The following is a 20,306-nucleotide window of genomic DNA, read 5'->3' on the forward strand; positions in this document are numbered from 1 at the left end:
GCCTTCGGGCTGCCTCAGCAGAACCACCGGAGGACCTTATGAACACCAGCCAGTTCGAGACGGAGGCTGAACCCCAGTCTGAGCACCACGCGGCACAGCAACCCCACGGAGCAGCGGCGCGCCGTGGACCCCTGCGTCCCGGTGAGCGCGTGCAACTCACCGATGAGAAGGGACGGATGAACACCATCACCCTGACTCCCGGCGGTGCGTTCCACACACACAGGGGTTTCCTCAGCCATGACCAGCTGATCGGGGCGTCCGAGGGGACGATCGTTACCAATACCACCGGTGCGCAGTACCAGGCGCTTCGCCCATTGCTCTCCGACTTCGTGCTCTCGATGCCGCGTGGCGCTGCCGTGGTGTACCCCAAGGACGCGGGCCAGATCGTCACAATGGCCGACATCTTCCCGGGGGCACGGGTGGTGGAAGCCGGCGTCGGCTCAGGAGCGCTGTCCATCTCACTCCTGCGTGCCGTCGGTGACAGCGGGTACCTGCACTCATTCGAGCGGCGCGAAGAGTTCGCGGACATCGCGAAGGGCAACGTAGAGACGATCTTCGGCGGCGAACACCCCGCCTGGCAGATCACGCTCGGTGATTTCCAGGAGCAGGTCCTCGAAGCAGAGGAGCCCGGAAGCGTCGACCGCGTTGTCCTTGACATGCTTGCGCCCTGGGAGTGCCTCGACGCGGTCGCCACGGTGCTGGCGGCAGGAGGGGTCTGGATCAACTACGTCGCTACGGTGACCCAGTTGTCCCGTACGGCCGAGGCAATACGGGCCGATGGCCGATTCACCGAGCCGGAAGCGTGGGAATCTATGGTGCGCGGGTGGCATCTGGAGGGCCTGGCGGTCCGACCCGATCACCGAATGGTGGCACACACCGGTTTCCTGCTCACCACACGGCGGCTTGCGCACGGTGTGACCGGTATCAGCACGAAGCGCCGACCGTCGAAGACCGGTTTCAGCGAAGAGGACCTCAATGCGTGGACCCCGCAGGCGGTGGGGGAGCGGGCGGTATCAGACAAGCGGCTTCGGCGGGTAGCCCGGGATGCCAGTTCCACCATCCAGCGCGGCGCGCTTCCTCCCGAGGAGGCACAGGCGCGGCGCGACTCCCAGGGTACCGAACAGGCTGACTGAGCCGACCTCAGCTGAAAGTGACGAAGTTATCACTTTCAGCCTAATCCGATGTCCACTGCGCTATGGTCAAAAGAGAACGCAACAGCAACGGAGAAGGTGGCGATCGCGGTGGATACATCGAATAACGACTCCGGAATGCCCCAGTCAGCGCCGGAACCAGCCCGCACTCCCACTGAAGGGCAGCTTGCAGTCGCCCAGCGCCAGATCAACGTTTTGCGTGACAAGCTGCGGCATATCGACCGGCAGTTGGCGTCCGCAACCCAGAATAACTCCAAGCTCGTATCGGCATTGGAGGCCGCACGAACCGAGATCGTCCGGTTGAAGGGTGCGCTGGAGAAGGAAGGGGCAGCGCCGTTCAGCTTCGCAACCGTCATCGAGGTGAACGAGCGTACCTCCCAGATTGGGGCCAACGGTGCGGAAGCCGCGCTGCAGGACAGCGCGGACATCTTCCAGTCGGGCCGGAAGCTGAGGGTTGCCGTCAGCCCGCTAGTCAACGTTGACCAGCTCATGCCTGGGCAGGAAGTCCTGCTCAACGAGTCCCTCACGATAGTTGCAGCGCTTTCTTTCGAACGTTCCGGCGAACTTGTGACCATCAAGGAGCTGCTGGGCAAGGACCGGGTGCTCGTGATCGGCCGCGCTGACGAAGAGCGCGTCGTCCGCCTGAGCGGGCCGCTCCAGCAGCAGAAGATCCGGGTCGGGGATGCTCTGTCCGTGGATAACAGGACCGGCTACGCCCTGGAGAAAATTGCTCGCAGCGAGGTCGAAAACCTCGTCCTGGAAGAGGTGCCGGACATTGCGTACGAGGATATCGGCGGGCTGGGCCCGCAGATCGAGCAGATCCGCGACGCCGTTGAGCTGCCCTTCCTTCATCCGGACCTGTACCGCGAGCACGGCCTGAAGGCACCAAAGGGCATCCTCCTCTACGGCCCGCCCGGGTGCGGTAAGACGCTCATTGCCAAAGCAGTCGCCAACTCGCTGGCGGCGAGGGCTATTGAGCGGACAGGCTCTGAGGAAACCCGCAGTTACTTCCTCAACATCAAGGGGCCCGAGCTCCTGGACAAGTATGTCGGTGAGACAGAGCGACACATTCGGCTCATTTTTGCCCGCGCTCGGGAAAAGGCATCGGACGGTTCGCCCGTGGTCGTCTTCTTCGACGAGATGGACTCCCTGTTCCGCACCCGCGGCACCGGCGTTTCATCCGACGTGGAAACCACCATCGTTCCGCAGCTTCTCAGCGAGATCGACGGCGTGGAGAAACTTGAGAACGTGATCGTCATTGGCGCATCCAACCGCGAGGACATGATCGACCCGGCTATTCTCCGGCCCGGGCGGCTTGATGTGAAGATCAAGATCCATCGTCCCGATGCGGAGGGCGCAGCGGAGATTTTCGCCAAGTATGTTACCGGCAATCTACCGTTGCACCGGGATGACCTGGCTGAGTACGGCGGAGACATTACAACCACCATCCAGGCGATGATCCGCCGCACGGTGGAGAAAATGTACTCAACGGAGAAGTCAAACGAGTACCTTGAGGTCACCTATGCCAACGGGGACACGGAGATGCTGTACTTCAAGGACTTCAACTCGGGTGCCGTCATCCAGAATGTCGTGGATCGCGCCAAGAAGAGCGCCATCAAGGATCTCCTGCTGAACGGGCAGAAAGGCTTGCGCATCGAACACCTTCTGCAGGCCGTGGTGGACGAGTTCCGCGAGCACGAGGACATGCCGAACACCACCAATCCGGACGACTGGGCGCGCATCTCGGGCAAGAAGGGCGAACGTATTACGTACATCCGGACGATCGTGCAGGGCAAGGCCGGTCAGGAACCTGGCAAGACAATCGAGACTGCGGCCAACACGGGGCAGTATCTGTGACAGGAAATCCCTCCGAATCTGCACCGACGACCGATCTGCCGCCCCTGACCGTACACCGGGTCATGGGCACCGAAACCGAATACGGCATCATTGCTCCCGGGATCTCGGACGCGAATGCCACTGTGCTTTCAACGCAGGTGGTGAACGCTTACGCGGCAACCCTGCGGGAAGGCCTGGGCAACCTCGCCGGAACCCGCTGGGACTATACGGATGAAGCTCCGCTGTCCGACGCCCGCGGATGGCAGGTTGGCCGCACCTCCGCTGAGCCCTCGCAGCTCACCGATGAGCCGCCCGTCCTGACGGCGGAACAGGTCGCGCTCGTGGACCAGGGGACCGGTGACCCAGCGGAAGATCCCGCGGTACTGATGAATCTCGTCCTGAGCAACGGAGCCCGGCTCTATGTGGACCATGCGCACCCCGAGTACTCAAGTCCGGAAGTGACGAGCCCCCTCGATTCCGTGCGCTGGGACCGTGCCGGCGACGTCGTGGTGCAGCGGGCGATGGCGCGTATCGCTGCGACGCCCGGTTTCGCGCCAGTGGTCCTCTACAAAAACAACACGGACAGCAAGAGCGTCTCCTACGGATCCCACGAGAACTACCTTGTACCGCGGAGCGTTCCCTTCAGCAGGATCGCTACCGCACTGATTCCATTTTTCGTGACCCGGCAGGTGATTTGCGGAGCCGGACGGTTGGGTATCGGCGCCCTGAACCAACAGCCCGGCTATCAGCTCAGCCAGCGGGCAGACTTCTTCGAGAATGAGGTGGGTCTGGAGACAACCGTGCGCAGGCCGATCATCAACACCCGGGATGAACCGCATGCAGTCGCCGAAAAGTACCGCCGTCTGCATGTCATCATCGGGGACGCAAACCTGAGCGAGGTGTCCAATTACCTGAAGCTGGGCACAACCTCGCTGATCCTTTCACTGATCGAAAATGAGCTCCTTGCGGTCCCCTCTATCGCGGAACCCGTCCGGGAACTCCAGGCTATTAGTCACGACCCGACGCTGCGCCACCTCGTCACTCTTTCTGACGGCCGCAAGGTTACAGCCCTCGATATCCAGGAAATGTACCTCGAAGCAGCGCGTAGCGCGGTGGACCACCAGGGCGGCGGGGATGAGCAGACTGCAGACGTGCTGGGCCGTTGGGAATCCCTGATTGCCGTGCTCCGCCGGGATCTCATGGAGGCTGCACGGCAGGTGGACTGGGTTGCTAAATTGAAGGTCCTGCAGGCCTACCGGGACCGGGATTCTCTCGAGTGGAACGATCCCCGGCTCGCGTTGATCGACCTGCAGTACGCGGACCTCCGACCGGACAAAGGCATCTACTACCGGCTTGCAGCCCGGGGCTCAATGGAGCGGCTGGTGAGCGACGACGACGTCGTTGCGGCCGTCGCAGATCCGCCACGGGACACACGCGCCTACTTCCGCGGTCGCTGCATCTCCTCTTTCCCGAAGGAGGTGGTCGGCGCGAGCTGGGACTCAATTATCTTCGAGCTGCCTTCACAGCGCAGACTGCAGCGAATCCAGACCCGCGAACCCCTTCGCGGAACAGCAGCACTGACGGAGGAACTATTCTCAGGTTCGCGGACGGCTGAGGAATTTGTCTCCCGCTTACAGGGCGGTCCGGAACCCAGCATGGCACCATAGAAGTAGCCGACAACAGGCCGAAGAGAAGGGCACTCATCATGGCAACACAGGATCAGCGGAATACCGGATCGCGCCCCGAAGAGCAGGACGAGGTCAGTCCCGACCTCGCGCCAGCCCCAGCCGCCGGCCAATCGCAGGACAATGGCGAGACAGAAGGAGTCGATGATCTCCTGGATGAGATCGACGGTGTCCTGGAGTCCAACGCGGAGGAGTTTGTCCGGGGATTTGTGCAGAAGGGCGGACAGTAACGCATGCTGCCGGAAGACGCGGCCGCAACCATAGGCCGGGCCGCATCCACCTCCTTCTCTGAGTACATAGCCGCGCAGAACCCAGCCGCACTTCCCTCTGGCCGCGACGCAGGAAATCACTCCGGCGGCGCAGACCTTGCTCCGCACGCCACAACCATCGTGTCGCTGACCTATGCCGGCGGCGTCCTCATGGCCGGTGACCGCCGGGCTACGATGGGCAACGTCATTGCCAGCCGTCACATAGAGAAGGTGTTCCCCGCGGACATGTTCTCGGTCCTCGGAATCGCCGGAAGCGCCGGAATCGCTCTTGATATCACGCGTCTGTTCCAGGTTGAGCTTGAGCACTACGAGAAGATTGAAGGCACCCGGATGAGCCTCGACGGCAAGGCAAACCGGCTTGCCGCCATGATCAGGGCGAACCTTCCCCTTGCTCTCCAGGGTCTGGCCGTTGTTCCCCTGTTCGCGGGGTTCGACACCACGCGCAGGGTCGGGCGCCTCTTCTCCTATGACGTCACCGGCGGGCGTTACGAAGAGCAGGAACACCATTCGGTCGGATCCGGGTCTGTCTTCGCCCGGGGTGCTCTGAAGAAGCTGTGGAAGCCCAACCTCGGAGAGGACGCGGCGGTGAAAGTCGCGGTGGAGTCCTTGTATGACGCCGCTGATGACGATTCCGCGACCGGCGGCCCCGACGTCGTCCGTCAGCTCTGGCCGGTGGTCTACACCGTAAACGGAGCAGGAGCACGGCGTATCCCCGAGCGGAGCCTTGCCCAGGCGGCCGAGGAGATCATTGCATCGCGATCGGTATCAGGGCGGGAGGCCTAACGATGACTCAGCAGTTCTACGTCTCGCCGGAACAGCTCATGAAGGACCGCGCCGATTTCGCGCGGAAGGGCATTGCACGCGGTCGTTCCGTTGCCGTCCTCTCCTGCAGGGAAGGCATCGCGCTGGTGGCGGAGAATCCCTCACCGTCGCTGCACAAGCTCGGAGAAATCTATGACCGCATCGGGTTCGCTGCGGTGGGGAAGTACAACGAGTTCGAGAGCCTGCGGCAGGCAGGCGTTCGGTACGCGGATGTCCGTGGCTACTCCTATGACCGCGAGGACGTCACAGCGCGAGGTCTCGCAAGTGTCTACGCGCAGAGCCTCGGTGCGGTGTTCACCGCCGAGAGCAAACCGTTCGAGGTCGAACTCGCTGTCCCTGAAGTGGGCATGACGATCGCCGAGGACCACATCTACCGTTTGACCTTCGACGGCTCCATTGCTGATGAGACCGGGTTTATCGTGATGGGCGGCCAGGCAGACGCCGTCGTTGACGCGCTTAAAGGCCGCTGGAGTGCTGAACAGGACTTCGGCGAGACAATCCGCGCCGCTGTCGACTCCCTTCGGGAGAGCGGCGGAACAACCCCCGAACCGCGAGTGCACCTTGGCTCCAAGACCCTTGAAGTAGCCGTTCTGGACCGAGATCCGCTCACCACCCGGGGGAGTGTCCGGGCGTTTCGCCGCATTTCGGGGCATGAGCTGGACGCCATGCTGAACAATGAGCGGGTGTCACTGTAATGGATCGCCGGATCTACGGGATCGAGACCGAGTTCGGGATCGCCTACTCCGGTCCGAATTCGCGGCCCCTGTCTCCCGAGGAAGTTGCCCGCTACCTCTTCCGAAAGGTAGTCAGCTGGGGACGTTCTTCGAACGTCTTTCTGACCAATGGGTCCCGGCTCTACCTGGACGTGGGATCCCACCCCGAGTACGCCACTGCCGAGTGCGACGACGTCGCACAACTAATCGCGCACGATCGAGCCGGCGAACTCATCCTCGAGGACCTGATCGCCGAGGCCCAGCGCAAACTCGGTCAGGAAGGCTACGACGGCCGGGTCTATCTATTCAAAAACAACACGGATTCTGCGGGTAACTCCTACGGCTCCCACGAGAATTACCTCATCCCACGCAAACTGGAATTTTCGCGGTTGTCCGACATCCTGATTCCGTTCCTTGTGACGCGCCAGCTCCTGGTCGGAGCCGGGAAAGTTCTGAAGACCCAGTCCGGCTCCCTTTACGCCTTCTCCCAGCGGGCGGACCACATTTGGGAGGGTGTTTCTTCGGCGACAACCCGTTCCAGGCCGATCATCAACACGCGCGATGAACCGCACGCTGATGCTGAGTTCTACCGTCGGCTCCACGTCATCGCCGGTGACTCCAACATGTCGGAGACGACCACACTCCTGAAGGTCGGGTCCGTTGACCTGATCCTTCGCATGATCGAAGCAGGAGTCATTATGCGGGACTTCCGGCTTGAGAACCCGATCCGGAGCATCCGCGAGATTTCCCACGACCTCACCGGCAGGCAACCGCTCAAGCTGGCTAACGGCAGGCGGGTGTCTGCCCTTGACATCCAGCATGAGTACCTCAACCGTGCCCGCTCCTTCGTTGAAGCGGAAGGCGCGCATACACCGCACCTTCCCCGGGTACTGGAGCTGTGGGAACGTACCCTGCGGGCAGTGGAGACAGACAACCACGCGTTGATCGATCGGGAGGTTGACTGGGCAATCAAGAAGAAGCTTGTTGACCGCTATATGGAACGAAACAACCTGGACCTGGATTCTGCGCGGGTTGCGCAAATCGACCTGACCTACCATGACATCTCGCGGTCACGCGGCCTGTTTTTCATGCTGCAGGCACGCGGAGAAACGGCGCGGGTGGTGGACGATGTCGACATCAAGGCTGCCGTGGACATCCCCCCGCAGACCACCCGCGCCCGGCTGCGTGGGGAGTTCGTCCGCCGCGCGAAGGAAGCCAACCGCGACTTCACCGTCGACTGGGTGCACCTGAAACTCAATGACCGTGCGCAACAAACTATCCTCTGCAAGGATCCTTTTGCCTCCGAAGATGAGCGGGTCAGCGCTCTGCTGGAGCATCTGTAAGCGTCGTTACGTTCACCGGCCTAGGAGAAATCTCCCAGCCCAACCCGTTAGGGTAGGTAAAGTCCGGTGCCGAGAGGACGACCGGCAGGATCGCGGAACCGCGTTCTCCACTCCACTTGAAAGAAATACCGTGCGAAAAGTATTAGCATTCCTGCTGCCCGCAATGCTGTTCCTGACCGCTTGCGGCGGGCCAACCACCCCTGCGGATTTTGGAGCAGACGGCAAGTCCGCCGGTGTAGCCGACACCCTGGAGTCCGTTGAGATTTCCGACGCCGGCCCGGACACCGCGCCCGAGGTTGAGTTCGATGCACCGCTTGACATCACAGAGCAGGGCGCACGCGTCGTCGCCGAAGGGGACGGCGCCGTGATTGAGGCAGGCCAGAACCTCCAAGTTCATGTCCTCTCACTCAATCCTGAGGACGGCAGCGCACTTCGGGACTCCTATGAGGAGGGCGCCCCGCAGGGCTTGCCCCTCGACGACCAGCTTCAGGAGGTCTACCCGTCGCTGTACGAGGTCATGGTGGGGTCGACGGTCGGTTCCCAGATTGCTTTCGCTATCCCTGCTGAGGAGGAGCAGCCCCAGTCTCAGAACGTGCTGCTCGTACTGCAGGTGATCAGTGCCGAGAATCCCCCGAAGAAGCTCTCCTCGGAAGAGGTTGCGGAGCTCGAGGAAGCAGGGCAGCTTCCCACCGTGACGCTTGACGGCGAGGGTGTTCCCTCGATCGAGTTCCCGGATAATGAAGCCCCGTCGGATCTCGTCGTCAAGGTCATCGAAGAGGGGACCGGCGAGGAGATCACCGAAGCGGACACCATCGCCGCAAACTACACCGGGTGGTCCTGGCAGGGCGAGCAGTTCGATTCCAGCTTTGATCTAGGCGAGCCGACGGAGTTCCCGCTCAACGGGGTCATCCCGGGCTGGACCCAGGGTCTGTCCGGCTTGAAAGTCGGCTCCAAAGTCCTGCTCGTGATCCCGTCGGCCATGGCCTACGGTGACCAGCCCGCCCAGGGACCGGCGGGTCCGCTCGCCTTCTACGTCGAAATCGTCGAAAAAGTAGCCGCAGAGTAAGTAGTAAGTAAAGGAGCCACCATGTCGTTCGGACAGCGCGAATACGACCGCACCAAGCCCGAGGTCGATTTCCCCGGCGAAGCCCTGCCTGAGGACCTTGTCATCAAGGACCTGATCGAGGGCACAGGGCGGGAAGCTCAGGCGGGGGATACCGTCTCAGCCCACTATGTCGGAGTGGCATTCTCCACCGGAGAGGAGTTTGACTCCTCCTGGAACCGCGGCACGCCGCTGGACTTCCGCATCGGCGTCGGGCAGGTCATCCAGGGATGGGATCAGGGAATCGCGGGCATGAAGGTCGGCGGCCGACGCCGTCTGGAAATTCCACCGCACCTCGCGTACGGAGACCGCGGCGCGGGTTCCGCTATCGCACCCGGCGAATCTCTCATTTTCGTCGTGGACCTCATGGGCGTTCGCTAACACCATCGATAGAAAGGGCGGGCAGCAAACACCGAAAGGGAATGCTGCCCGCCCTTCGTCGTCTTCCCAGTGTTCCCGAGAAGGTATCCTTGCCACCGTGTCAGCGAAACGTACAGAACGCCTGCTCACCCTGGTGATGCTGCTCCTGTCCTCCCGGCAGGGGTGGACCAAGGAGGAGCTGTTTCGTGAGATCGAACAGTACGACCAGGCATCCACCGTGGCCGCGCGTGAGAAGCTCTTCGACCGCGACAAGGCAACGTTGCGCGAACAGGGCATCCCGCTTGAGTCATTCACCGAGGACCGCCTGTTCGAGAATGACAATGCGTCCACCCGCTATCGGATCAACGCGGAAGACTACCGTTTGCCCGGCATGAGCTTCACCGCGGCAGAGTCAGCGGCACTCACCATCGCTGCAGGCATGTGGGAGGAAGCCTCGTTGGGTTCCGCGGCATCGCGGGCGCTACGGAAGCTCCAGGGCAGGGGAGTAGGCGCGGAGTCGGCCTCCCGGTCGTCGATCGAGGCGCGGATCCGAACGAATGAACCGTTCTGGGACGAACTCTGGCAGGCCACCACCGGGCGCCGCGTCATTCGTTTCGGGTATCGGGCGGCGAGCACCGGCGAAGAGCGTGATCGCACCGTGCAGCCCTGGGGAATGGGCAGTCGGTTCGGGCACTGGTACCTGGTGGGCTTCGATATTGATCGCCAAGCGGAGCGCTGGTTCCGCCTCACCCGAATCACCACGCCGCCCACCACACAGGCCGGCACCTACAGCGTGCCCCCGGACTTCTCGATGTCTGCTTCCCTCGCCACGCTCACTGCGGATGCGCTGGGCCAGCGCGCGGCCGTCGCCGTCAGGACGGGAACCTGCCACATCCTAAGGGCACGGCCGGGTGCTATTTCGACGGTACGAAGCGACGGGTGGGACACTCTCGAGTTCAGCTATTCGGATGAGGCTACGGCTGCCGGTGAGATCGCATCCTTCGGCCCGAACGCCGTAGCACTCTCCCCGGACTCGCTCGCAGCGGAAATACGACGTCGGCTGGAAGGGGCAGCGCGTGCGCTGCGGGAGGTGCCGCCGTCGTTTGCTTTCGACGGGACAGTAACCCGGTCTGCGCCCGTCCGGCCCGGCGGTTCGACGGAGGATCGCCTGTTGCGCCTGCTCGATCTGGTGCCTTACCTGCTGAACCACCCCGGAGTCGAGGTCGCCATTGCGGCCCGGGACTTCGGCGTGTCACCGGCTCAATTGATCAGAGATGTTGAATTGCTCTTTGTCAGCGGTCCGCGCTTCTATCCGGACGGCCTGATCGACATCCAGCTTGAGGACAACCGAATCCATATCACCGACCCGCAGTCGCTGGGTGATCCGATCCGGTTCGGCCTCGATGAGGTGTGCGCCCTCCTGGTGGGACTGGACACGCTGATCAACCTTCCGGGCCTGCCCGATGACTCTGCGGTCCGCTCCGCCCGGGAGAAACTCCGCGCTGGAGCAGGGGACGCAGCGCGAATGAACGACTCGATCGCAACCAGGATCACCGAGGACGAGGTTGCCCCGGTCCTTGCGACAGTGCGCGCGGGGATCGAACAGCACAGACAGCTGCACTTGCGCTACGTGGTACCTGCCCGGGATGAGGTGACCGAGAGGTTCGTCGAGCCGCTGAGGGCCTTCCTTCACGAGGACGCCTGGTACCTCGATGCCTGGTGCCACAGTGCAGGCGGCCGGCGTAACTTCCGCCTGGACCGCGTGCAGCACGTCGAGCTGACTGAGCGGCCGACTACCGTCGAGGCGGAGTCACCGTCCGTCATCTTCGACCATTCCAGCGCGGACCGCGCCGTCGTACTCCTCCTGGGTGCGGGCGCGCGCTGGATCGCCGAGTCGTATGCCGCCGAGCGCACCGCGCAGACATGCGACGGCAGGCTGGCTGCGGAGATCAGGGTCGGCACAACCACGTGGCTGCCGGGGCTCGTGGCGAGTCTCGGCGGTGAGTGCACCGTGGCGGAACCGGAGGCAGAGCGGGAGATTGCCCGTGAATTCGTTGACGCTGCACTGGCCGTCCGCCGGCAGCGCACCGGCAACTAGACTGGCCGTATGGAATGGTGGACGTGGATTATTCTGTGGGTGGCGCTTGCCGCGCTGACACTTTTCTTTCTGGGTTTCCTTGCCTGGCGCCTGTTTCGCGGCTTCACCGCCCTTATGGACGAAGCAGGACGGGCCTCCGAGCTGTTGACGCCTGATTTCGACGCTGCGGAAGCCGGAGAATTGCGGCCCGTCCCGCTTGCGGTTTTCACGTCGCCGGCAGTTGTTCGGGCTGAAAATTCCCTCGCCTCCCGGGCGCGCGCTTGGCAGCGGCTGGAGCGCAGGGTACGACGGCGGTCCCTTCGTGGACAGCCTCAGCTCCTGCGTGACTTACCGCACCTATGACCTAGACTTGAACGTAGACTCACCGAGAGGACATTTAGTCATGCAGATCCAGGGTTGGCACATTCTTATCATCATCGTCATTGCGATTCTGCTGTTTGGTGCGCCCAAGCTTCCGGGTCTGGCACGCAGCGTCGGCCAGTCGCTTCGCATCTTCAAGTCGGAGGTTCGACAGATGAAGGAAGAAAACAACTCCGATGACGCGGACGGGTCCTCGCCGGTCGAAGGGCGCGTGGTGAATCAGCCGGGCCACGACGAACCCCGGCGCAGCCACGACGATCCCCAGCATGGGACCACCCGCTCCTCGGGCCCGGGTAGCACGTCCTCCACCAGCTGAGCACCATGCCGCGGGTGAAAGGGCGCAAAGCGAATCCCGAAGGGCGGATGGCGCTCAAGGAACACCTCATCGAGGCGCGTAACCGACTCTTCAAATCGGCCATCGCCGTTGTTGTGGGCACCGTCATCGGATTCTTCATCTACAACCCGGTGCTTGAAGCGATGGCAACACCGGTGCGCAATATCAACCAGATCGACGGCAGAAACGCAGCGCTGAACTTCGACGGCGTCGGGTCTCCCTTCGACCTGATGATCCAGATCTCGGTCTTCCTCGGTCTCGTCATCGCCAGCCCGGTGTGGCTCTACCAGCTGTGGGCGTTCATCACCCCCGGGCTTCGCTCGAAAGAACGGCGCATTGCGCTCGGCTTCATCGCCGTCGCTGTCCCGCTGTTCATCGCGGGTCTTTATCTGGCCTGGCTGATCCTGCCGAGTGCCGTGCGAGTGCTGACCGACTTCACGCCGGAAGGCTTCGCGAACCTCATCTCCGTCCCCGTGTACATAACCTTCCTGCTGCGGCTGATGCTGGCCTTCGGCATCGCCTTCCTCCTGCCTGTGGTGCTGTTCGGACTGAACCTGGTGGGCATCATCAAGGGCAAGCAGGTGCTCAAGTCCTGGCGCATCACAGTGTTCCTCATCTGCCTCTTCGCGGCGATGGCGGCACCGGGCGGCGATGCCATGAGCATGTTCTACCTGGCCATACCGCTGTTGCTGCTGTTCTTTGTCGCCATTGGCCTGTGCCTCCTTAATGACAAGCGCCGCGACAAACGGAACGCGGCGCGGGAGGCAGACATCGAGGCAAACGCGGACACCGCATCGAGGATCGACGGAATCTGACGCCTGCTCCGAATGCAGTAGCCGGACGTCCGGAGAGTCTAGGCTTGAACCATGACCTCCCCAGCCGAGCGGTATCAGGCAGCGCAGGCGCGTAACCGGTATGAAAAAACCCGTCTGCATCAGTTCGAACAGACGCTTGGTTTCGACCTGGACGAGTTTCAGCGGGACGCCTGCACCTCCCTGGAGGCCGGCAGGGGAGTGCTGGTGGCGGCGCCTACCGGTGCAGGCAAGACGGTCGTCGGGGAGTTCGCGATCTTCATGGCGCTCAGCCAGGACCTGAAGGCTTTTTACACGACGCCCATCAAGGCGCTCAGCAACCAGAAATACGCTGAGCTCGCCGCCCTGCACGGAGCTGACCGTGTTGGACTGCTCACCGGAGACACGAGCATCAACTCGGAAGCTCCCGTCGTCGTCATGACCACAGAAGTTCTCCGCAACATGCTGTACGCGGACTCTGACACCCTGGCGGGCCTGGGGTACGTCGTCATGGACGAAGTGCACTACCTGGCGGACCGGTTCCGCGGCGCGGTGTGGGAGGAAGTGATTATCCACCTGCCGACCGAGGTCAAGGTCGTCTCCCTGAGCGCGACCGTGTCCAATGCTGAGGAGTTTGGAGCCTGGCTCCATACCGTGCGCGGCCACACCGACGTCGTGGTCTCGGAGCACAGGCCAGTCCCGCTGTGGCAGCACGTGATGGTCGGTCAGCAGTTGCTCGACCTTTTCGCGGGCGAGGTCGCTTTCGACGAAGCGGCCGCCGAGGGATCGTCCAGCGGAGCCGAGGACAAGTTTGCAGTGAACCCGGAGTTGCTGGACCTCGCCACCACTGAAACACGACTGAATCAGAGGGCGCGTTGGGGAACAGGCGCCAAGCGCGGGCGAGGGCAGAACCGCTACCAGCAACCGCAGACAGCTGTGCGGCGGGCAAGCCGGCCACAGGTGATCACCGCCCTTGACCGGGGCGGGCTCCTCCCCGCGATCACCTTCATTTTCTCGCGTAACGGCTGTGAGGCGGCAGTCAGCCAGTGCCTTGACGCGGGACTATGGCTCACCACCGAATACGAGCGCGGCATCATCAGCGACCGGATCGAGGAAGCAACCCTCGACATACCCGAGGAAGACCTGGAAGTGCTCGGCTTCTGGGCCTGGCGGGAAGGGCTGATCAGGGGATTCGCAGCGCACCATGCGGGGATGCTCCCGACCTTCAAGGAAGTGGTCGAGAAGCTCTTCGAGGAAGGGCTGGTCAAAGCGGTTTTCGCCACCGAAACGCTGGCGCTCGGCGTCAACATGCCCGCCAGATCCGTTGTGCTGGAGAAGCTCGACAAGTTCAATGGGGAAGCCCACGTAAACATCACGGCGGGAGAGTACACGCAGCTCACGGGGCGGGCAGGCCGGCGCGGCATCGATGTGGAGGGCCACGCCGTCGTACTGTGGCAGCCGGGGACCGACCCGGGAGCGGTGGCAGGATTGGCGTCGCGCCGCACCTATCCGCTGAACTCCAGCTTCCGGCCCACGTACAACATGAGCATCAATCTGATATCCCAGTTCGGGCAGCACCGGACGCGGGAAATCCTGGAAACCTCCTTCGCACAGTTCCAGGCCGACCGTTCGGTGGTGGGCCTCGCCCGACAGGTCCGTACGCGCGAAGAATCCCTGAAGGGTTACGCCGAGGCGATGACGTGTCACCTCGGCGACTTCTCGGAGTACTCAGCAATCCGCCGGGAACTGTCCGATCTCGAAGCTGCCGCGTCGAAGGCCGGTTCCCGTAACCGTCGAAGCGCCGCAGCAGCCTCGCTGGAAGCGCTTCGCCCCGGCGATGTCGTCGACATCCCAGCCGGCCGGATCACCGGTTACGCGGTTGTGCTCGCCGGAGATGCAGCCCGCGATCCACGCCCCACCGTCCTCACCCTGGAAAAGCATGTGCGGCGGCTGTCGGTTCAGGACCTCGACGGGCCTGTGGAGGTGCTCTCGCGGGTTCGGGTTCCGAAACAGTTCGATGCGCGCAAGCCCAAGGACCGCCGGGATCTCGCTGCTTCCCTCCGGAACTCCCTGAGCGACCGGCGGCCACCCACCACGAGGACGCCGGTGGAGTTCCCGACCGTCGGCACCGAACGCCAGGAGAAAGCCATCGCTGACCTGCGCCGACGGTTGAGGGCTCACCCCTGCCACGGCTGCAGCGACCGGGAGAATCATGCCCGGTGGGCTGAAAGATGGTGGAAGCTTCGGCGGGAGACAGACCGATTGGCCCAGCAGATCCAGGGCCGCACGAACACCATCGCGAAGACGTTCGACCGGGTCTCCGAAGTTCTCCTCAGCTACGGGTACCTGCAGGAACACAACGAGCACGGCTTGGCGATCTCGCCTGCGGGGCAGAAGCTTCGCCGTATCTATGGCGAGAAGGATCTCCTGATCGCGCTGTCCCTTGAGCACGGCGCCTTCCAGGATCTCGATGCGGCCGAACTTGCGGCGCTGGCCTCCGCACTGGTCTACCAGGCCAAACGGGAGGAACGCGGCCTTCGCCCGCGCATGCCGTCGGTCTCGCTGGAAACTTCCACCGACGTTGTGATCCGCCAATGGTCCCGACTAACCGACCTCGAGGAGCAGTACCGCCTGTCGGTCACCAGCGAACCCGATTTCGGGCTGGTTTGGCCGGTGTACAAGTGGGCACGCGGCAAGGGGCTTCAGAGCGCGCTGCAGGGCACCGACCTCGCAGCAGGCGACTTTGTGCGCTGGGCCAAGCAGATCATCGACCTCATCGATCAGCTGGCGAAAGTGCCCGACCTGCCGCCCGGATTCCGCCGGCTGTGCATCGACTCGATCGAGCTGATCCGGCGTGGCGTCGTCGCCTACTCCGCTGTAACCGAATAGCCCTTCCTCGTTCTCAATCCGAAAGTAGTTACACGCCTGTGTCACCACATGACCCGAAGCCCATCCTGTACCGCAACGGCTCCGTGTACAGCGCCGCTGATCCGTTCGCCACTGCCATGCTGGTCACGGGCGATACGGTGGCCTGGGTCGGGTCCGAGCACGCGGCGGCTGCCCTGGCGGACAGCACCATGGAGGTGGTCGACCTGCAGGGAACGCTCATCGCGCCCGGGTTCGTCGACTCGCACGTACACACCACCGAGACGGGCCTCGCGCTCACGTCACTCGACCTCAACGGGATCAATAGTCTCGGTGAGCTGCTGGACCGAATCGCGCAGGCGGGCGCGGGTACGACAGGAACGATCATGGGCAACGGCTGGGACGAATCACGGTGGTCCGAGCGTCGCCCGCCAACTGCGGCTGAACTCGACAATGCCTCCGGTGGACGCGACGTCTACCTGGTCCGCGCTGACGTCCACTCCGCCGTCGTCTCCGCGTCACTTGCCCAGCGGCTTTCCCTGGATGCCTACGACGGGTGGGACGACGGCTTCGTGGTGCGCGACGCGCACCTGGCTGCCCGCAGTGCCGTCCGGAACCTGGGGGCCGATGAGCGGAAGGACCTACAGCGGACAGCGCTGAATCACGCAGCGGCCAACGGGATTGTTGCCGTGGTTGAAATGGCCGCCCCCCACATCGCGCCCCGCGAAGACGTCCTGTCGCTGTTCGCGCTCGAGGGTCCGCACCCGGAGATCCTCGCGTACTGGGGGCAGTCTGCGACGTCTGAAGAGGAGATGCGCAGCATCCTTCAAGGCTTCGGCGGGCAGATTCTGGGGCTCGGCGGAGACCTGAACGTTGACGGTTCGATCGGCTCACACACGGCGCGCATGCGGGTTCCCTATGCTGATGCGCCGCACTCCTGCGGAACCAGTTTCATGAACGCCGACGACGTCGCAGCGCACCTCGGAGCAGCGACGGCGGCCGGCAGGCAGGCCGGGTTCCACGTCATCGGTGACGAGGGACTGGATACGGTCATCGCCGCGCTGGAGAAGACCGCTGCTGTTCATGGAATCGAGAGGGTGCGAGCCTCGCGGCACCGCCTGGAGCACGTGGAAATGGCCGATGACGCAGCTATCCGCAACCTGGTGCACTTCGGTGCCATCGTGAGCGCCCAGCCGGGCTTTGACGCGCTGTGGGGGGCTCCTGGCGGATTGTACGAACAGCGTCTCGGCCGGGACCGCTACATCCCGATGAACAGGGTGGGAAGCCTGCTGAGTCAAGGAGTGCCGGTGTGCCTTGGGTCCGATTCGCCCGTCACGCGTATGTCGCCGTGGCAGTCAGTCCGGGCCTGCATAGCGCACGCCAGCCCGGAGGAACGGATCTCGGCGCGTGCTGCTTTCCTGGCGCACACTCGCGCCGGGTGGCGTGCGGTGGGAGCAGAGAACCCGCTCCTCGGTCAGCTGGTTCCCGGCGCGCCAGCCTCCTACGCCGTGTGGGAGGTGGAAGAGCTGATGGTGCAGACGCCTGACAGCCGGGTGCAGTCCTGGAGTACGGATCCGCGGGCCGGTACGCCGCTGCTCCCTGCGCTGGATGACGGAAAGGAGCCACGCTGCCTGGAAACGGTGCACTGGGGCCGGCAACTCTATAGCTCCGATGAAGCCGTCGCCCGGTAAACGCCATCCAAAGACCAATCCGCTTACCGGCCGGCACTTCGGCTGACCTGCGCAAACGAATGAAGCAGCAGGTCAAACGGCTGTTGACACGTCCTGCACAGGCCGTAAGCTTTTAGGTCTACGGGTCGGGGTCCGGCACTCCCGGACAGACCTGACCGAGCCACCGCATACGTGACGCCAAGGGGGACCGAAACGTAAATGTTAGGCTCTTTCGCGCGGTGGAAGGCTCGGTACTCACAACGGGTAGGTTTGCACGTCAGTAGAAAACAGCGCCGATCGGTTGATCACTGCTGGCCCGAAGGCGTGCGAACCTACCCCCAGAACCGGGCTCTGAGGCACCTTCGCACTGATGCTCTCTAGTACGCTCGCTGCCGGAGGTGGAGGCAACGCCCACGGGGTGAAAGGGCTGCTCGAGTCCTCGGCCTATACTGGTAAGCCGGTCCGGATACTGAGCTGCTGCGCCATGCGCACCTGCCCCATCGAAAGGTTCATGAGTGCGCGTTGTCACCATCATTCCTACCTACAACGAGCGCCAGTCACTCCCTCTGACTCTTGACCGGCTCCGGGCAGCGGTGCCCCACTCAGACGTACTGGTAGTGGACGACAACAGCCCTGATGGCACTGGAGAGCTGGCCGATGCCAGAGCGTCCAGCGACACCGCCGTGCACGTCCTGCATCGTCAGGGTAAGGAAGGTCTCGGCGCAGCATACATCGCGGGTTTTCGCTGGGCTCTTGAGCGTCGGTACGACGTCATCGTCGAAATGGATGCGGACGGTTCCCACCAGCCGGAGCAGCTTCCTGCCCTCCTCGACGCAGTTTCCGGCGCTCACCTGGTGATTGGCTCTCGCTGGGTTCCCGGTGGATCCGTGGTCAACTGGCCGTTCCACCGGAAGATGCTCTCCCGTGCCGGAAGTCTGTACTCGCGCACGATGCTGGGACTGTCTGTGCATGACATCACAGCCGGCTACCGTGCGTTTCGGCGCGAGACCCTCGAAAGCATAGACCTCTCCACTGTGGATTCTGTCGGGTACGGGTTTCAGGTCGACATGACCTTCAGGGTGGCAAAGAAAGGACTCCGCATCGTCGAAGTACCGATCACGTTTGTCGAGCGTGAGTATGGGGATTCCAAAATGAGCGGCAATATCGTTTTTGAAGCCATCGCCAGTGTCACCCGCTGGGGCCTGGCCGCCCGATGGCGCGCGCTGACAGGCCGGCTCTCAACAGGCCGCAAGCCAGCAGATAGGTAGGTAAGCCAGCAGAGCAATGGAGGGATTTATCGCTTCGTATATGTCCTGCTGACACCAAAAAGCCCGGGTACTTCCATGAAGTACCCGGGCTTCTTTTGAAATAATCAGGCGGAGCGGCGCTCTCCGCGGCGCTCCCTGAGGATGTTGAGGCGATCTTCAAGAATCTGCTCCAGCTCCTCCATGGAACGACGCTCCAGCAGCATGTCCCAGTGGGTGCGAACCGGCTTGTCTCCGGACGTGTCGGGACGCTCTCCATCAACGAGCAGCGCCTCCTTGCCCGTTTTGGAGACCCACACCGGGGGAATCTCCGCTTCGGCGGCGAACGTCACGAAGACCCGCTCTCCGTCCTCGCAACGGTACTCAATACGTTGCCGGGGTGCCGGCTCGACGCCGGATTCGGTCTCCATGCTCTGGGCGCCAAGGCGCATACCCCGCAGGCTACGGTCGCTCATCTTTTCTCCCTAACTACGTATGGCATCCTGGACTTCCAGTTGCCCCTGCTGCACACCCAGCGGATGCGCAACACCACGACGTTCACGCCGCGTTACCACAGGTATAACGCCGGTGGACCGCCGTCTGTTCCCGGCGGCGCTTCATCCGGCAAACACCCAACTATACCGAACGCGGGATGAATCACCCAATTCGGGTGCTGCTAGGAATCGGAGAGACCGACGTAGACGTAGGGGAGTCAGGACCGAGAGTTGTCCTCAGCAGTAGCGGTGAGGGGGGAGCTGCGCTCGGAGTTCTCACCGTCCTGGGCACCGAGCACATTCCCGATACCCTTGAGCGCTTCCCCTACTTCGCTCGGAATGATCCACAGCTTGTTCGAGTTGCCCTCCGCGAGTTTCGGCAATGTCTGCAGGTACTGATAAGCGAGGAGCTTCTGGGTGGGGTTGCCCTTGTGAATGGCGTCGAAGACTTTCTGGATAGCCTGTGACTCGCCGTCGGCCCTCAGGATGGCGGCCTTGGCATCGCCTTCGGCAGCAAGGATAGCCGCCTGTCGCTGTCCTTCAGCAGTAAGGATCTGCGACTGCTTGGTTCCTTCAGCAGTAAGAATGGCAGCCCGGCGGTCTCGTTCTGCACGCATCTGCTTCTCCATGGAGTCCTGGATGGAGTGCGGCGGGTCGATCGCTTTGAGCTCTACCCGCGAAACCCGAATGCCCCATCGCCCGGTGGCGTCATCGAGGACTCCCCGGAGCTGGCCGTTGATTTGGTCACGCGAGGTCAGGGCCTCTTCCAGATTCAGTCCACCAACAACGTTTCGAAGCGTCGTGGTTGTCAGTTGCTCGACCGCTTGAATGTAGTTGGCGATCTCATAAGTTGCGGCGCGCGCGTCTGTCACCTGGAAGTAGACCACCGTATCAATGGACACCACCAGGTTGTCCTCGGTGATCACTGGTTGCGGAGGGAACGAAACAACCTGCTCGCGCAGGTCGAGCAGCGGCAGCAGCCGATCGACAAACGGGATGAGGATCGTTAGCCCCGGCAGGAGCGTCCGCTGGTACTTTCCGAGTCGTTCAACCACACCTGCTCGAGCCTGCGGGATGATCCGCACGGATTTCACCAGGATGATCAGAACGAAAACGATCAGAACAACCAGGACGATGGTGAGTCCGATTGCGCCTGAATCTGTGAACAT

18 protein-coding genes are annotated in these 20,306 nt (G+C 62.9%); 16 read left to right on the forward strand and 2 right to left on the reverse strand.

Annotated features, from left to right (window positions below):
• Positions 1 to 38: 38 nt before the first annotated feature.
• From AC4D2M_RS09750 to AC4D2M_RS09825, 16 genes are all read left to right on the forward strand, one after another.
• On the forward strand, positions 39 to 1,133 hold the full coding sequence (locus tag AC4D2M_RS09750) for a tRNA (adenine-N1)-methyltransferase (RefSeq protein ID WP_490891546.1): 1,095 nt from the start codon (positions 39 to 41) through the stop codon (positions 1,131 to 1,133).
• 135 nt (positions 1,134 to 1,268) lie between these two features.
• The gene (arc, locus tag AC4D2M_RS09755) at positions 1,269 to 3,008 is read left to right on the forward strand and encodes a proteasome ATPase (protein WP_490891779.1); all 1,740 of its coding nucleotides are present in this window, start codon (positions 1,269 to 1,271) and stop codon (positions 3,006 to 3,008) included.
• On the forward strand, positions 3,005 to 4,654 hold the full coding sequence (gene dop / locus AC4D2M_RS09760; protein ID WP_490891547.1) for a depupylase/deamidase Dop: 1,650 nt from the start codon (positions 3,005 to 3,007) through the stop codon (positions 4,652 to 4,654). The genes arc and dop overlap by 4 nt, the downstream gene beginning before the upstream one ends.
• A 38-nt stretch (positions 4,655 to 4,692) precedes the next feature.
• Entirely contained in the window at positions 4,693 to 4,902 is a 210-nt protein-coding gene (locus tag AC4D2M_RS09765; RefSeq protein ID WP_490891548.1) for a ubiquitin-like protein Pup, read from the forward strand.
• Between the two features lie 6 nt (positions 4,903 to 4,908).
• Complete coding sequence (gene prcB / locus AC4D2M_RS09770) at positions 4,909 to 5,724, forward strand: proteasome subunit beta (RefSeq protein WP_490891780.1); 816 nt, start codon at positions 4,909 to 4,911, stop codon at positions 5,722 to 5,724.
• 2 nt (positions 5,725 to 5,726) lie between these two features.
• A complete protein-coding gene (prcA, locus tag AC4D2M_RS09775) occupies positions 5,727 to 6,458 on the forward strand; it encodes a proteasome subunit alpha (RefSeq protein ID WP_490891549.1) in 732 nt (243 codons plus the stop codon).
• Positions 6,458 to 7,819: a Pup--protein ligase gene (gene pafA, locus AC4D2M_RS09780; RefSeq protein ID WP_490891550.1), complete on the forward strand. Its 1,362-nt coding sequence runs from the start codon at positions 6,458 to 6,460 to the stop codon at positions 7,817 to 7,819. Before prcA ends, pafA begins: the two co-directional genes overlap by 1 nt.
• A 130-nt stretch (positions 7,820 to 7,949) precedes the next feature.
• The gene (locus AC4D2M_RS09785) at positions 7,950 to 8,885 is read left to right on the forward strand and encodes an FKBP-type peptidyl-prolyl cis-trans isomerase (RefSeq protein WP_490891551.1); all 936 of its coding nucleotides are present in this window, start codon (positions 7,950 to 7,952) and stop codon (positions 8,883 to 8,885) included.
• 21 nt (positions 8,886 to 8,906) lie between these two features.
• On the forward strand, positions 8,907 to 9,302 hold the full coding sequence (locus AC4D2M_RS09790; RefSeq protein ID WP_490891552.1) for an FKBP-type peptidyl-prolyl cis-trans isomerase: 396 nt from the start codon (positions 8,907 to 8,909) through the stop codon (positions 9,300 to 9,302).
• A gap of 97 nt (positions 9,303 to 9,399) precedes the next feature.
• Positions 9,400 to 11,379, forward strand: a complete 1,980-nt coding sequence (locus AC4D2M_RS09795; RefSeq protein ID WP_490891553.1) for a helix-turn-helix transcriptional regulator — start codon at positions 9,400 to 9,402, stop codon at positions 11,377 to 11,379.
• 9 nt (positions 11,380 to 11,388) lie between these two features.
• Positions 11,389 to 11,721, forward strand: coding sequence for a hypothetical protein (locus AC4D2M_RS09800; RefSeq protein ID WP_490891554.1), 333 nt, complete (start codon positions 11,389 to 11,391; stop codon positions 11,719 to 11,721).
• A 40-nt stretch (positions 11,722 to 11,761) separates the two neighbouring features.
• Positions 11,762 to 12,055 carry a Sec-independent protein translocase subunit TatA gene (gene tatA, locus AC4D2M_RS09805; protein ID WP_490891555.1) on the forward strand — a complete coding sequence of 98 codons (294 nt, stop codon included), beginning with the start codon at positions 11,762 to 11,764 and terminating at the stop codon, positions 12,053 to 12,055.
• 5 nt (positions 12,056 to 12,060) lie between these two features.
• Positions 12,061 to 12,888, forward strand: coding sequence for a twin-arginine translocase subunit TatC (gene tatC, locus AC4D2M_RS09810; protein ID WP_490891556.1), 828 nt, complete (start codon positions 12,061 to 12,063; stop codon positions 12,886 to 12,888).
• A 51-nt stretch (positions 12,889 to 12,939) separates the two neighbouring features.
• A complete protein-coding gene (locus tag AC4D2M_RS09815) occupies positions 12,940 to 15,753 on the forward strand; it encodes a DEAD/DEAH box helicase (protein ID WP_490891557.1) in 2,814 nt (937 codons plus the stop codon).
• Positions 15,754 to 15,791: 38 nt separating this feature from the next.
• On the forward strand, positions 15,792 to 17,420 hold the full coding sequence (locus tag AC4D2M_RS09820; RefSeq protein ID WP_490891558.1) for an amidohydrolase: 1,629 nt from the start codon (positions 15,792 to 15,794) through the stop codon (positions 17,418 to 17,420).
• 494 nt (positions 17,421 to 17,914) lie between these two features.
• Entirely contained in the window at positions 17,915 to 18,667 is a 753-nt protein-coding gene (locus tag AC4D2M_RS09825) for a polyprenol monophosphomannose synthase (RefSeq protein WP_490891560.1), read from the forward strand.
• 104 nt (positions 18,668 to 18,771) lie between these two features.
• Here the strand turns inward: AC4D2M_RS09825 and AC4D2M_RS09830 are convergent, their stop codons facing one another.
• Together AC4D2M_RS09830 and AC4D2M_RS09835 are read right to left on the reverse strand one after the other, a co-directional pair.
• The gene (locus AC4D2M_RS09830; RefSeq protein WP_026543576.1) at positions 18,772 to 19,119 is read right to left on the reverse strand and encodes an RNA polymerase-binding protein RbpA; all 348 of its coding nucleotides are present in this window, start codon (positions 19,117 to 19,119) and stop codon (positions 18,772 to 18,774) included.
• Between the two features lie 236 nt (positions 19,120 to 19,355).
• On the reverse strand, positions 19,356 to 20,306 hold the full coding sequence (locus AC4D2M_RS09835) for an SPFH domain-containing protein (protein ID WP_490891562.1): 951 nt from the start codon (positions 20,304 to 20,306) through the stop codon (positions 19,356 to 19,358).

Source organism: Arthrobacter sp. TJ-270 (assembly GCF_058269075.1).